This is a genomic window from Acidobacteriota bacterium, assembly GCA_026393675.1.
Lineage (GTDB): Bacteria > Acidobacteriota > Vicinamibacteria > Vicinamibacterales > JAKQTR01 > JBAXOX01.
Window position 1 is genome coordinate 1 of sequence record JAPKZQ010000043.1, and the last position, 12,375, is coordinate 12,375.

Annotated in this window: 11 protein-coding genes; 7 read left to right on the forward strand and 4 right to left on the reverse strand. The window is 65.2% G+C overall.

From position 1 onward, the window contains the following. Window positions 1–133: 133 nt before the first annotated feature. The 4 genes from NT151_10725 to NT151_10740 all read right to left on the reverse strand — a co-directional run bounded on the left by NT151_10725 (window position 134) and on the right by NT151_10740 (window position 4,486). The gene (locus tag NT151_10725) at window positions 134–622 is read right to left on the reverse strand and encodes a Crp/Fnr family transcriptional regulator (GenBank protein ID MCX6539387.1); all 489 of its coding nucleotides are present in this window, start codon (window positions 620–622) and stop codon (window positions 134–136) included. A gap of 68 nt (window positions 623–690) precedes the next feature. Continuing rightward, window positions 691–1,038 carry a hypothetical protein gene (locus NT151_10730; protein MCX6539388.1) on the reverse strand — a complete coding sequence of 116 codons (348 nt, stop codon included), beginning with the start codon at window positions 1,036–1,038 and terminating at the stop codon, window positions 691–693. Window positions 1,039–1,178: 140 nt separating this feature from the next. Next, window positions 1,179–2,591, reverse strand: a complete 1,413-nt coding sequence (locus NT151_10735; GenBank protein ID MCX6539389.1) for a sigma-54 dependent transcriptional regulator — start codon at window positions 2,589–2,591, stop codon at window positions 1,179–1,181. After that, on the reverse strand, window positions 2,591–4,486 hold the full coding sequence (locus tag NT151_10740) for an ATP-binding protein (GenBank protein MCX6539390.1): 1,896 nt from the start codon (window positions 4,484–4,486) through the stop codon (window positions 2,591–2,593). The genes NT151_10735 and NT151_10740 overlap by 1 nt, the downstream gene beginning before the upstream one ends. Before the next feature lie 192 nt (window positions 4,487–4,678). Between NT151_10740 and ttcA the strand changes: the two genes are divergently transcribed. The 7 genes from ttcA to ligA all read left to right on the forward strand — a co-directional run bounded on the left by ttcA (window position 4,679) and on the right by ligA (window position 12,375). Next, window positions 4,679–5,479 carry a tRNA 2-thiocytidine(32) synthetase TtcA gene (gene ttcA, locus NT151_10745; protein MCX6539391.1) on the forward strand — a complete coding sequence of 267 codons (801 nt, stop codon included), beginning with the start codon at window positions 4,679–4,681 and terminating at the stop codon, window positions 5,477–5,479. Window positions 5,480–5,514: 35 nt separating this feature from the next. Continuing rightward, window positions 5,515–6,318 carry a diaminopimelate epimerase gene (gene dapF / locus NT151_10750; GenBank protein MCX6539392.1) on the forward strand — a complete coding sequence of 268 codons (804 nt, stop codon included), beginning with the start codon at window positions 5,515–5,517 and terminating at the stop codon, window positions 6,316–6,318. A gap of 209 nt (window positions 6,319–6,527) precedes the next feature. After that, entirely contained in the window at window positions 6,528–7,199 is a 672-nt protein-coding gene (gene radC / locus NT151_10755) for a DNA repair protein RadC (GenBank protein ID MCX6539393.1), read from the forward strand. A 19-nt stretch (window positions 7,200–7,218) separates the two neighbouring features. Beyond that, a complete protein-coding gene (larC, locus tag NT151_10760) occupies window positions 7,219–8,430 on the forward strand; it encodes a nickel pincer cofactor biosynthesis protein LarC (GenBank protein ID MCX6539394.1) in 1,212 nt (403 codons plus the stop codon). A gap of 5 nt (window positions 8,431–8,435) precedes the next feature. Continuing rightward, window positions 8,436–9,215, forward strand: a complete 780-nt coding sequence (locus tag NT151_10765) for a TatD family hydrolase (GenBank protein ID MCX6539395.1) — start codon at window positions 8,436–8,438, stop codon at window positions 9,213–9,215. Window positions 9,216–9,287: 72 nt separating this feature from the next. Beyond that, window positions 9,288–10,298 (forward strand): polyprenyl synthetase family protein, encoded by a 1,011-nt coding sequence (locus NT151_10770; GenBank protein MCX6539396.1) that lies wholly within the window; start codon window positions 9,288–9,290, stop codon window positions 10,296–10,298. A 25-nt stretch (window positions 10,299–10,323) separates the two neighbouring features. Next, on the forward strand, window positions 10,324–12,375 hold the full coding sequence (ligA, locus tag NT151_10775) for an NAD-dependent DNA ligase LigA (protein MCX6539397.1): 2,052 nt from the start codon (window positions 10,324–10,326) through the stop codon (window positions 12,373–12,375).

The window sequence follows — 12,375 nt, forward strand, 5'->3', positions numbered from 1 at the left end:
GTCGCCCGCATCGCGCGCGGGCCACGCGGCCTACCAGCGGCTGGAGCACGCGATGGACGCCTATCTGACGGAGGTGCACCTTGCTGCGTAGAAAACTTGACTCAAAAACTCAGATCCGAATCAATCAAGACTTCTAGGCCGTCGAGCCCTGTCCGCCGGGGCTGAACGTCCGCAGCAGTTCCCGCATCCAGAGCGCCTGAAACATCGTGAGGCGGTTCGCCATCAACTCAGAGACCCGGCCGAGCACGACACGTTCGATCTCAGGATCGCCCGCGAACACCTGCAGCAGCTCCGGCCGTGCGAAGGCGATCACCTCCGAGGCCCGAGCCGCCCTCGCCGACAATGTGAAGCGGAACGGCTTGACCAGGGCGGACCAGCCGACGGTCTTGCCGGGCCCTGCAGCCTCGACGGTGATGTCCTTGACGACGCCACCGAAACTGATGGGACAGCACAGATCAACCAGTCCGCTCGTGACGACGCTGGCATACTGCGCGCTGTCTCCGAGCAGGAACAGGTACTCGCCGCTGCGCAGCGTCAAAACCCTGCCAATCGCGGCCAGGCGTTGGACCCTGCCGGCGCTCAGTCCATTGAACAGTTCGGCCGCCCTGATCTGGTCATGCATGAGCATATGTTCTTGGTGGACTGGCGATGAACCTGATGGCCCACAGCCGCGCGCGGAGCCATCTGAGATCAGTGCATGTGAACAGGTGTGGTCGGATGCCGATAGAGATTGTCGAGCGACGGGTGATGGACGAATTGAGCCACCAGGGTCTGTTCCAGCCGGACGTGGTGCTCGAGTCGATTGACCAGCGCGTCATCAAACACGACCATCGTCGGCGGCTGGATGGCGTGCGGCGGCGCAAAGAATCCGGGCAAGGCGACCATCATCGCCGCGGCCTGCTGGACTGCCTCGGCCTGGCGCGCTTTCGCCTGCAGTGCGCGTTTCTGCTCGGTGTCCTGATAGCCCATGGCGAGCATCAGGACCATTCCGCCGAAAAGGAATCCCATAGCGAGCACGAGAACGATTGTGGTGGACATGCCCCGTTCTCCTTCGCGGAAACCCCAAGCAAGTCTCGTGCCTGTCGGCGTATGCAGGGATTTGCGGCCGGGCGGGGAAACACGGCGCCGCAGAACTGACAGATCCGACAGGGTGGGCAGGACTGGACGTGACAGAACTGTCAGGGTTCCCGATTCGCGTGGCGGTCGGCAGGGCCGCCCGGAACAGGTGTGCTACCCCGGTGCCGCTCAAGAAGTCTGTAGAAGGTCCGTTCGGACATCCGCAGCGCGTGCGCCGCCTTCGCACGGTTTCCTGCCATCTTTTCCAGTACCCACTGGATGTGCCGGCGCTGGACCTCTCGAAGCGAGGGAATCTCGTCGCCGCTCACCTGTGGCGTCTGGTCATCTCCGGTCGGCCGAATCCCGACGGGAAGGTCTTCGACGCGGATGACGTCGCCATCGCAGAGCACGACGCTCTGCTCAATGACATGGATGAGCTCCCGCACGTTGCCCGGCCACGTGTGCCTCTGCAGGATCTCCATGGCAGCCTCGTCCACGCGTTTCGAACATGAGAACCGCCGGTTGAACCGTCCGATAAAGTGCTCGACCAGATCAGGAACATCCTCTGGCCGCGCGCGCAACGGCGGAATCGTCACGGTAAACGTCGCCAGCCTGTAGTAGAGATCCTCCCGGAAGTGACCGCGCGCCGTCGCCTGGGTGAGGTCACGATTGGTCGCGGCTACGACACGCACGTCGACGAGGGTCTCGCGGCTGCTGCCGAGCCGGCGGAACCGGCCGGTCTCGAGCACGCGCAGCAGCTTAGCCTGCGATTCGGGGCTGGTTTCGCCGACCTCGTCGAGGAAGATCGTTCCGCCGTTGGCGACCTCGAACAGCCCGTGCTTCAGGCGATGGGCCCCGGTGAAGGCGCCCTTCTCGTGTCCGAAGACCTCGCTCTGGAACAGTTCATCATGGAGCGCCGCGCAGTTGACCGCCACAAAGGGTGCGTCGCGCCGCCCGCTCTGCGTGTGGAGCAGCGTGGCCACCAGCTCCTTGCCCACGCCGGTTTCGCCCAGGATGAGCGTGATGGAGTCGGTCTTGGCGATTCGGGCGACCGTCTCGAGGAGTTTCTGGTTGGCGGCGCTCCCGCCGATGATGTCGACAGCCCTGTCGGGAGCCGCATAGCCGTCTTCGAGCACGCGCTGGCGTTTGAGCAGGCGCACGTGCTCGTGGGTCTTCTGGATTGCCATCTCCAGCTTGGCGATCGGGCACGGCTTCTCGAGGTAGTCGTGTGCCCCCATCTGGATCGCCTTGACCGCCGTGTCGATCGTCCCGTGGCCGGTGAGCACGACAATGCCGGCGGGGACGTTGCGTGCGCGAAGGTCCCTGAGCACCTCGAGGCCGTCGATGTCCGGGAGCCGCAGGTCGAGAAGGATGACATCCACGTCCGCGCTTGCGGCGGGGTCCATCGTGTCGCGGCCGGACGTGCGGGTGTCGACGCGGTAGCCCCGGCGGGCCAGCTCCCCCCCCATCGCGCGTCTGAAGGCGGCGTCGTCGTCGACCAGGAGCACACGAATATCGATAGTCGGGTGGGTCATTACGGTGCCTCGGCGATGGAGAAGGGAAACACGACTTCGATGCATGACCCGGCGCCAACGCGGCTCTCGACCAGGCGCACGTCGCCGTGGAAGCGCCGCATGAACGTGCGTGACAGGAACAGGCCGAGGCCCGTACCGCGCGGCTTCTTTGTCCGAAAGGGCTCGAACAGATGTCGTTGCACCTCGGGCGGGATTCCGCATCCGTTGTCGCGAATCTGCACGCGGACGTCGGTGTCGGTGACAAACCGCACGACGACCCTGCCGCCGGCATTCGCGCACGACTCAATCGCGTTGACGAGCAGATTGAGGACGACGTGCTGCACGACCTCGGTATTGGCCGAGACGATGGGGATCGATGCCTCCCCCTCGGCCACGATCTCGACGCCGGCCTCGCGCGCCGTCGGTCGGGCGAGCGCGATCACGTCGTCAACCACCTGCCGGAGATCGATGGGTTCGGTTTCGGGCGGAATGCCGCGGGCAAACCTCAGGAACTGCTCCGTCATCGTCCGGCACCTGAGGACCTGTTCGCGAATGACGTACGCGCTGTCGCGAATCGACTCGATGGTTTCGGGCGCCACGCCACCCTCGCCCGCGTCCTGGAGCTGGTCGATGATCGCCTCCGAGCAGGTGAGCGTCGTCGCCAGCGGCGTGTTCACTTCGTGCGACAGGCCCGACGCCAGGACGCCGAGCGAGGAGAGCCGCTCGATCTCGGCTAGGTGTTCTTCCTCGCGTACCCGCTCAGTGATGTCGCGCCACGCCTCGACCACCTGGCCGACCACGCCGCCATCGGTGTAGACGGGCGACGCGTACACCTCGAAGACGCGTTCTCCGCCTTCGTCGGACGCTGGCAGGCGGTAGGTGGTCTGTTCGAGACGACCGGTCGTGAGGCAGCGAGCCGTCGGGCAGTCGGGGTCTTCCTGGCATGGCAACGCGTGGCCCATGACGTGGCGGCACGATTGGCCACGCAGCATTTCAGGATGCGCGCCGATCCACTTGGCGATGGGACGATTGGCCGCGACGATCGTGAACTCCCGGTTGAGCACGATCAGACCGTCGTCGAGACTGTTAAGGACGCCCGCCATCTGCTGCTCGCGTTCGCTGATCTCGCGGATCAGTCGCGACGTGGCATCGGCCATCGCATTGAAGTCGGTCGCGAGCGCGGCAATGACATCATTTCCGGAGGTATCCGCCCGCTCGCCGAGCGCGCCGCCCGCGATCGCGCGTGCGGTCTGCCTGAATTTCGCCAGGCGCGAGAGTACGATCCTGCGGAGGTGCCATCCCGCTCCGCCCAGCATGAGGAACGTGACGACGGCTGTTGCGCCGCCCAGCCATCTCAGGTCCCAGCGGAACCGCGCCTGGACCTGGGCCAGCGACACGTCGAGCACGAGCATGCCCCTCAGCTTGACGGCCGGGTCGTGACATCGGTGGCACTCGGGTCCATTCTCGATCGGCCTCACCGATCGAAGCAGGTCAACGCCACCTTCTTTCAGCAGCACCCACCGCTGCCGGCTCGCCGCCGTCTCCGCGTGGCACACGAGACAGGTGGGAGAGGTCGGGGGCGTCTGGCTGCCGACCTCGGCTGGCCGGCTCGAGAACTTGACGACGCCGTTGTGATCGACCACCATCGCGCGGATGATTTCGGGTTCACGCCCGACAGCCTGCAGGGTGCCGGCCATCAGCGTCGTGTCCCGCTCGACCATCGAGTGGCGCAGGGCGGCCTCGATGAGTCGGTTTTCGAGATCGGCCGCGACTCGGCGCGCGTCGACGGCGTGATCGTACTGCACCCTGGACAGCAGGTACAACCCGCTGGCCAGCGGGACAATCACGAGCAGGCCGATCCCAATCGCGATTCGCGCGGAGAGCCGCTCCACTTCGGGAAGGCGCAGCCGTCTCATACCGGTCAGTAAAAGAGACAGTTCCGAATAACAGATGTGTTGGTGCCGAACCCTGTGCAGTCTAGCAGGTTTCTCCAGGCGGGCCGACCGGGTGGCTCCCCGCCACGTCGTTCGCCGCCGCATCGAGCCCTCGGGCATTCTCCTGTCCGTGCCCCTCTCGACCGACTCCTCCTGCGATAAACTTGGGTTTAGATGTCGTATCGCAACACGCTCGAAGCGCGGCTGGCACGCAAGGTCACGCGCGCCATCACGGAATACGACCTCATCGGCGATGGCGACCGTGTGATAGTCGGCTTGTCGGGAGGCAAAGACAGTTGGGCGCTCATGCAGATTCTGGACGTGCTGCGCCAGCGCGCCCCGATCGCCTTCAGCCTGGTCGCGGTGACAGTTGATTCCGGCTACGCCGACTTCCAGTACGACGCGATCAGCCGCGCCTGCGCGGAACGGGGCTGGGAGCACCACGTCGAGCACACCAACATTGGCGAGACCATTGACGACCTGCTCGATCCGGCCGATACGCCGTGTTCGCTGTGTGCGCGCTTTCGTCGGGGAGTGCTGTATCGACTGGCGGCGCGTTTCGGGGCCACCAAAATCGCACTCGGTCATCACAGTGACGATTTCATCGAAACGGTTCTGCTGAATCTGCTGTTTGCGGGCGCCTTGAAGGCTATGCCCGCTCGCCTCGTCTCCGACAAGGGACAACACGTGGTCGTGCGACCGCTGGTGCTGGTGAGCGAGGATGACGCACGCGCGTATGCCAAACAGTCCGGGCTGCCGATCGTCGGCTGCTGCTGCCCCTCGTGCGGGGACCTGGGACTTCAACGTCAGCGCGTGAAACGGCTCATCTTCGAACTCGAGCGCGAACACCCGGGCGTTAAATCGTCGATGCTTCGGGCGCTGTCGAACGTCGTCTCGAGCCATCTGCTCGACAAGCGACTGAATCCTCCCGCCAGCCTGGCCGCCACGGTCGCGTCTCTGGACGTCGCGTCGTGAGAGCCGTTAACCGAAAGGGAATCTGAGGGCCCGCCATGCCGATTGACATCGCCAAAGCCCACGCATACGGAAACGATTTTCTGTATGTGAAGGTCGCTGGATGGGACAGTCGCGACTGGGCCTCGACGGCCCGGGAAATGTGCCAGCGCCAGACCGGACTAGGCGCCGACGGCCTGATCCTCTATCAGGCTGGATCGCCGAGGCCTCGGATGCGACTGCTGAACGCCGATGGAAGTCCGGCAGAGATCTCCGGGAACGGCGTTCGTGGCCTCGCGGCCCTCTTGTCCTGGCAGGCTGTGCAAGAGGGTCTGGATGCGCCGAAGGAATGGGTGATTGACACCGATGCCGGGGCCAAACGCCTGACGTTGCTTTCGTACGACGGCACGCGCTTTACATTCCGGGCGGCCATGGGCGAACCGACGGACATCCAGCAGATGACGCTCGATGTCGGAGGGGAGCGCGTGGGCGTCGTGACGCTTCGCGTGGGAAATCCGCAGTGTGTGGTGCTCGAAGCGGTTCTGGATGACGAGCGGTACCGGCGTCTCGGTCCGCTGCTCGAGCGGCATCAGGCGTTCCCTCAGGGCACCAACGTCAGTTTTGCCAGGGTGGCCGGTCCCGATCGCGTCGACATCCTGATCTGGGAGCGGGGCGTGGGGCCGACGCTCGCCTCGGGAACCGGGGCGTGCGGGGCCGCCGTGGCCGCGATGACATACGGGGGCTGCACCAGGGAAGTCGACGTGGTCGCGCCTGGGGGCGTGCAGCGCGTGGCCTGGACCAGCGCAGGGATCGAGCTGACGGGTTGGGCCGCCGTTGTGTGGACAGGCCAATGGCTCGGGTAGGGAGGTCCGGGACGCGGCGTCGCAACACCACGGGTGCAGTTCCTTCGTACTGATTTGACTGCCGACATGGCAGAAGTTGACACGGCCAACGCTGCGCGCCGTCCACGACTGTTCACCGCGGGTAGTTCACACGGCCCGATTTCCACGTGTTGGCGCGCATCAGGCGGCGAGCGGCGCGTTGTGATCAGTTCTTGCACTGTATTGGCGGCGTGCAACACCTGACGAACCGTGACCGTCCCCGCGAGAAACTTGAACGGCTCGGTGCTCCGGCCCTCGGCGACAACGAACTGCTCGCGGTCATCCTGGGCTCAGGCACGAGCGACATGGACTCGCTGGCCATGGCCAACGCCATCCTCGAGACGGTTGGTGGAGTCCACGGACTTATCAAGGCCAGTCTCGACGACCTCTGCCGTGTGCAGGGCGTTGGCGCGGCGCGGGCAGCGCAGATGCTGGCATCGCTCGAGTTTGGCCGACGCACGCTGCTCAAGGCGCCACCTGTGAGGCCGCGTCTCGCAACGCCCAAAGACGTCGCCCTCCACCTCCTTCCCGAATTCGGTGCCCGCGCCGTCGAACAGTTTGGGATTGTGCTGGTCGACGCCAGGCACCAGTTGCTGCGCACCCGCATCCTGTCGGTCGGAACGGTCGACCGCAGCGTCGTCCATCCCCGGGAAGTGTTTCGCGAGGCGGTGTCGGCCCGCGCAACCGGCATCGTTCTGTTCCATAATCATCCATCGGGGGATCCCGAGCCGAGCCCGGACGACGTGGCACTCACCAGAAGGATGGTGGAGGCGGGCGAGTTGATGGGCATCGAGGTGATCGACCACTTGATTCTGACGGAGACCCGATATCTGAGCTTCAGGGATCTCGGACGTCTCAGGTAGTCGGACCAAGACACTAAACATGGGCAACCTGCTGTATCTCGATTGTTCGTCTGGCGTGTCGGGCGACATGCTCCTCGGCGCGCTCATCGACATGGGCCTGCCGGTCGAGCGCCTCCAGGCGGCGCTGGCGGGCATTCTTCCGGCGGGCTGTTCACTGCAGGCCTCGCGCGTGCAACGCTCAGGTATCTCGGCCACGCAGTTCACCGTGGTTGAGCCGGTCGGCGCGGGCCATGACGCTCATCACGCGCATCGCCACCTCTCGCAGATCGTGGCGCTCATCGAGGGGACGCCACTCCCGGTGTCCGTCAGGAACAAGGCCATCGAGCTGTTCCGACGTCTCGGCACGATCGAGGCCGACATCCACGGCATTCCTGTTGAACAGGTGCACTTTCACGAGGTGGGCGCGCTCGATTCGATTGTCGACATCGTGGGCGCTGTGTGGGCGATCGAGCAGTTGGACGTATCGCAGGTGGTGTCGTCGCCGTTGAACGTGGGCGCGGGCACGGTCGAAACGTCGCATGGACGCTTGCCCGTGCCGGCACCAGCGACGCTGCGCCTGCTGGAGGGGACGCCGGTGTATTCGAGCGGAACGCCCATGGAACTGGTGACCCCGACCGGGGCGCTGCTGGTGACAGGCCACGCCGCTTCGTTTGGCCCGATGCCGGCGATGACCGTCAGGCAGATGGGCTATGGCGCCGGAAGCCGCGAGATCAAGGGACACCCGAACGTACTCCGCGCGGTGATGGGGGAGACACAGGACACCGGGGCGCAGTCGACGGTTGCGGTCCTCGAGTGCAATATCGACGACATGAACCCGCAGGTGTTTGGGTACCTGCTTGATCGGCTCTACGGGTTGGGCGCACTCGAAGTCTTCTATACGCCCATCCAGATGAAGAAGAGCAGGCCAGGCACGCTGGTCACGGTGATCACGCCCGTCCACGTGCGCGATGCGGCACTCGACGTGCTGTTCCAGGAGACGACCACGATTGGCGTGCGCCATCAGGAAATGCTCCGCGAATGCCTCAACCGGGAGTGGATCACCGTGTCGACGAAGTTCGGCGCGGTTCGGGTCAAGGTCGCGAAACGGGGTGCGCGCGTCACCAACGCGGCGCCAGAGTTCGAGGATTGCGCGCGGCTGGCTGCTGAACAGAAGGTCCCCGCCAAGGACGTGCACGCCGCGGCGGTCAGCGCGTATCTGGAATTGGAAAAGCCCGGGACGCGGGTGAAGTAGTACCGATGGTCGACTCGCATTGTCACCTCGCCGACGAGGTCTTCATCGCGGATGTTGCCGACGTGGTGGCACGCGCGAAGGCGGCGGGCCTGCTCGAAGCGCTCTGCGTCCTGGACGCATCCGATCCGGCTGAATTCACCAGAGCGCACGGGGTGTGCGAACAGTGGAGCCGGATCCGGCTGGCCGCCGGTGTGCACCCGCATCGAGCGGGGGCGTTCGCCGGGGAGCCTGTGCGCGCGGCCGACCTGGTACGATCGCGGCTGGATCAGGAGCCGCTGGTCCGCGCGATCGGCGAAATCGGCCTCGACTATCACTACACGTACGCGCCGCGCGATGTTCAAATCGCCGTGTTCTCGGCGCAGGTGGCGCTGGCGCGGGAACGCGATCTACCCGTGATCATCCACACACGCGAAGCCGACAGCGACACGATTCGCGTCATCGAGGAGATCGGCCAGGGTTGCGTGCGCGGCGTGTTTCACTGCTTCTCGGGCGATCGGGACCTGGCCCTGAAGGCGATCGCCATGGGTTTCCATGTGTCGTTCTCCGGCATCGTGACGTTTCAGAAGGCGGATCGTGTGCGAGAGGCGGCAGAGGTGGTACCCCTGGATCGGCTGCTCGTCGAAACCGACAGTCCGTATCTCGCGCCGGTGCCACACCGGGGGAAACGAAACGAGCCGGCTTGGGTCGTTCGGGTCGCCGAGGCCGTCGCCGCGATTCATAAGGTGAGTCCGGGAGAGCTCTCGGAAGCGGTCACCCGGAACTACCGAGACCTCTTCCGCCCGTAGCCCCCGCGAACCGGCCGCGTGCGGGTTCCGCGCCCTGTCAGCGCGTTGACACTCATCGGTGATTGTGTTGTGATGAGCGGACGCGCCAAAATCGTGAAGAACACCGCTCTCGACCTCACCCACATCTTCGAACCCATCCGTGAAGACCTCGAGCGGGTCGACGCGGAATTCGGCCGGCACGTCCAGTCGCAGGTCGAATTGATCCCCCGCATCGGCAAGTACATCCAGTCGAGCGGCGGGAAACGGGTCCGACCCGCGGTGCTGTTGATGGCGGCGCGGCTCTGCGGCTATCGGGGCGATCGCGCCGTGCTCTATGCCTCGGTGGTCGAGTTCGTCCATACGGCGACGCTCGTGCACGACGACATCATCGACGATTCGAACATGCGCCGGGGCCGCCTTGCCGTGCATTCGCAGTGGGGCAATGACGTCACGGTGCTGCTCGGCGACTACCTCTACATCAAGTCGATGGCCCTCGCGCTCACCCACGACGAGCTTGATATCATCCGCCTCTTGTGTGACGTCACGCTGCGGATGATCGAGGGTGAGTTGTACCAGCTCACCAAGAACGGCGATCCCGATCTGACGGAAGAAGAGCACTTCGAGATCATTCGCCGGAAGACGGCCTATCTGTTCAGCGGGTGCGCCCGGATTGGCGGCATGTTGGCGAAAGCGTCGCCCGAACGAGTGGCGGCGCTTGGCGAATATGGATTCAAGATGGGCGTGGCGTTCCAGCTCGTCGACGATCTGCTCGATCTGACCGGCAGTGTCGAGCGGCTGGGGAAGCCAGTTGGAAGCGACCTGCGGGAAGGGAAAATCACGCTACCGGTCATCCACCTGCTGAAGAAGGCCGATGCCGCAACCGGCGACCTGGTCAGGGAGGTCGTGCGTGACCGCGAGTTGCCTCACGAGCGGTGGGAAGCGATCAGTCGCAAGCTGGTCGAGCACCACGCCATCGAGGACGCCTACGCCCGCGCGGTCACCTTTGTCGAGGAAGCGAAGCAGGCGCTTCAGGTGTTCCCGCCCAGCCCGGAACGGGAGGCCTTGATGGCTCTTCCGGACTACGTGCTGTCCAGGGACCGGTAGACGTTTCGCTCCATGACGGGTGCCCATGACAGCAGCCGCCAGAATCATTGAACTGCGCGATCTCATCCGCTACCACGAGGACCGGTACTACGTGCTGGCCGAGCCGCAGATCTCCGACAGCGAATTCGACGCCCTGATGAACGAGCTGAAGGCGCTCGAACGTGAGCACCCCGAACTGATCACGCTGGATTCGCCAACTCAGCGGGTGGGCGGCCGCGCCGTCGACGGATTCGCCACCGTCGAACATGCCTCGCCGATGCTGAGTCTCGACAACGCGTACGACGTGGACCAACTGCGGGCATTCGATGAGCGGGTGCGCCGCGGGCTGGCCGAGTCGGGAGCGGCGGTCGACCCGGTGACGTATGTCGCCGAACTGAAAATCGACGGGTTGAGCATCTCGCTGACCTACGAAGACGGCGTGCTTGTTCGCGGTGTCACGCGCGGCGACGGCGTCAGAGGCGAGGATGTGACGCCCAATGTGCGCACCATTCGGGCGATCCCGCTCACACTCAACGGCGCGGCGCCCGGCCGCGTCGAAATTCGCGGCGAGGTCTATCTGCCGCGGGCGTCGTTCGACCGCGTGAATCGCGAGCGGGAGGACGCCGACGAGGCGGTGTTTGCCAATCCGCGGAACGTGGCCGCAGGCACGATGCGGAATCTGGACCCGGCGCTGGTCGCTCGACGCGGGCTGTCGGCCTTCGTCTACCAGGTGATGGACGAGGGGCGAACCGGGAACACGTGCCAGAACGACGCACTGACCCGGCTTCGAGCGTGGGGGCTGCCGGTTGAATCACACTGGGAACAGTGCCTGGGGCCGGAGGCGCTCGCAGGCTACTGCGCGAAGTGGGCAGAAGCCCGCCACAGCCTTCCCTTCGACACCGACGGCGTCGTCGTCAAGGTCGATGCGTTCGCACTGAGGGAACGCTTGGGGGTCACCGCCAAGTTCCCGCGTTGGGCGACGGCCTACAAGTTTCCGGCGGAGCAGGCGAAGACGACGTTGTTGCGCATCGAAGTCGGTGTCGGGCGAACCGGTGCGGTCACCCCCTATGCCGTGCTGGAGCCGGTCTGGCTCGCCGGGTCGACGGTCCAGATGGCGACGCTCCATAACGAGCAGGAGATCGCGCGACGCGACATCAGGCCCGGCGACACGGTGATTGTGGAAAAGGGCGGGGACGTCATCCCCAAGGTGATCGGCCCGGTGGTTGGCGAACGTCCCGACGGGCTGCCCGCCTGGACGATGCCGTCAACCTGTCCGTCGTGCGGCAGCAGATTGACGCGTCCCGAAGACGAGGTCGTCTGGCGTTGCGTGAACGCGGCGTGCCCGGCCCGGATTCGGCGCAGCCTGTTGCACTTTGCGTCGCGCAAGGCCATGAATATCGAGGGTCTCGGAGAGGCGTTGGTCGACGCGTTGGTCGACGCGCACCTGGTACGGGATGCCGCCGACCTGTACGGGCTGGACGCGTCCGTACTCGAAGCCCTCATCGTGGCGCCCAAAGACCCCAAGTCAGATCGAGCGCGTCCGCGAAAGCTTGGCAAAGTCGGCATCAATGTCGCCGCGCAGATCCAGGCCAGCAAGCAGAACGAGTTCTGGCGCGTGTTGTATGCGCTGGGCATCAGGCACGTGGGCGAACGCGCGGCGCAGGGCCTGGCCGTCGCGTTCGGGTCGATCGACGCGCTTATCGAGGCGAGCGCGGACGCCCTGGAGAACACGCGGGACATCGGCCCTGTCGTGGCGGCCGCTCTTCGTGGGTTTCTCGATGAGCCGCACAATCGGGCGCTGGTGGATCGACTGCGCGCTGAGGGCGTGACGATGGCCACAAGTCTTGCCGCACAGGTCGTACCCCAGACGCTGAGTGGTCGTACCTTCGTGCTCACCGGAACGCTGGCGGGATACACGCGGGAAGAGGCCCAAGCTGCGATCACGGCTCGCGGCGGGCGGGTGGTGGGATCGGTCAGCAAGAAGACGTCGTATGTCGTGGCCGGCGCAGAGGCGGGCAGCAAGCTCGACAAGGCGACGACGCTCGGCGTGCCGGTCGTCGATGAGGCCGCGTTCGTGCGGCTGATTATGGGAGAATGA

What these genes read in the sequence shown, in the direction of transcription:
- NT151_10725 (MCX6539387.1), bottom strand. Translation starts at nt 622, where the DNA reads ATGCATGACCAGATCAGGGCGGCCGAACTGTTCAATGGACTGAGCGCC.
- NT151_10730 (MCX6539388.1), bottom strand. Translation starts at nt 1,038, where the DNA reads ATGTCCACCACAATCGTTCTCGTGCTCGCTATGGGATTCCTTTTCGGC.
- NT151_10735 (MCX6539389.1), bottom strand. Translation starts at nt 2,591, where the DNA reads ATGACCCACCCGACTATCGATATTCGTGTGCTCCTGGTCGACGACGAC.
- NT151_10740 (MCX6539390.1), bottom strand. Translation starts at nt 4,486, where the DNA reads ATGAGACGGCTGCGCCTTCCCGAAGTGGAGCGGCTCTCCGCGCGAATC.
- ttcA (MCX6539391.1), top strand. Translation starts at nt 4,679, where the DNA reads ATGTCGTATCGCAACACGCTCGAAGCGCGGCTGGCACGCAAGGTCACG.
- dapF (MCX6539392.1), top strand. Translation starts at nt 5,515, where the DNA reads ATGCCGATTGACATCGCCAAAGCCCACGCATACGGAAACGATTTTCTG.
- larC (MCX6539394.1), top strand. Translation starts at nt 7,219, where the DNA reads ATGGGCAACCTGCTGTATCTCGATTGTTCGTCTGGCGTGTCGGGCGAC.
- NT151_10765 (MCX6539395.1), top strand. Translation starts at nt 8,436, where the DNA reads ATGGTCGACTCGCATTGTCACCTCGCCGACGAGGTCTTCATCGCGGAT.
- NT151_10770 (MCX6539396.1), top strand. Translation starts at nt 9,288, where the DNA reads ATGAGCGGACGCGCCAAAATCGTGAAGAACACCGCTCTCGACCTCACC.
- ligA (MCX6539397.1), top strand. Translation starts at nt 10,324, where the DNA reads ATGACAGCAGCCGCCAGAATCATTGAACTGCGCGATCTCATCCGCTAC.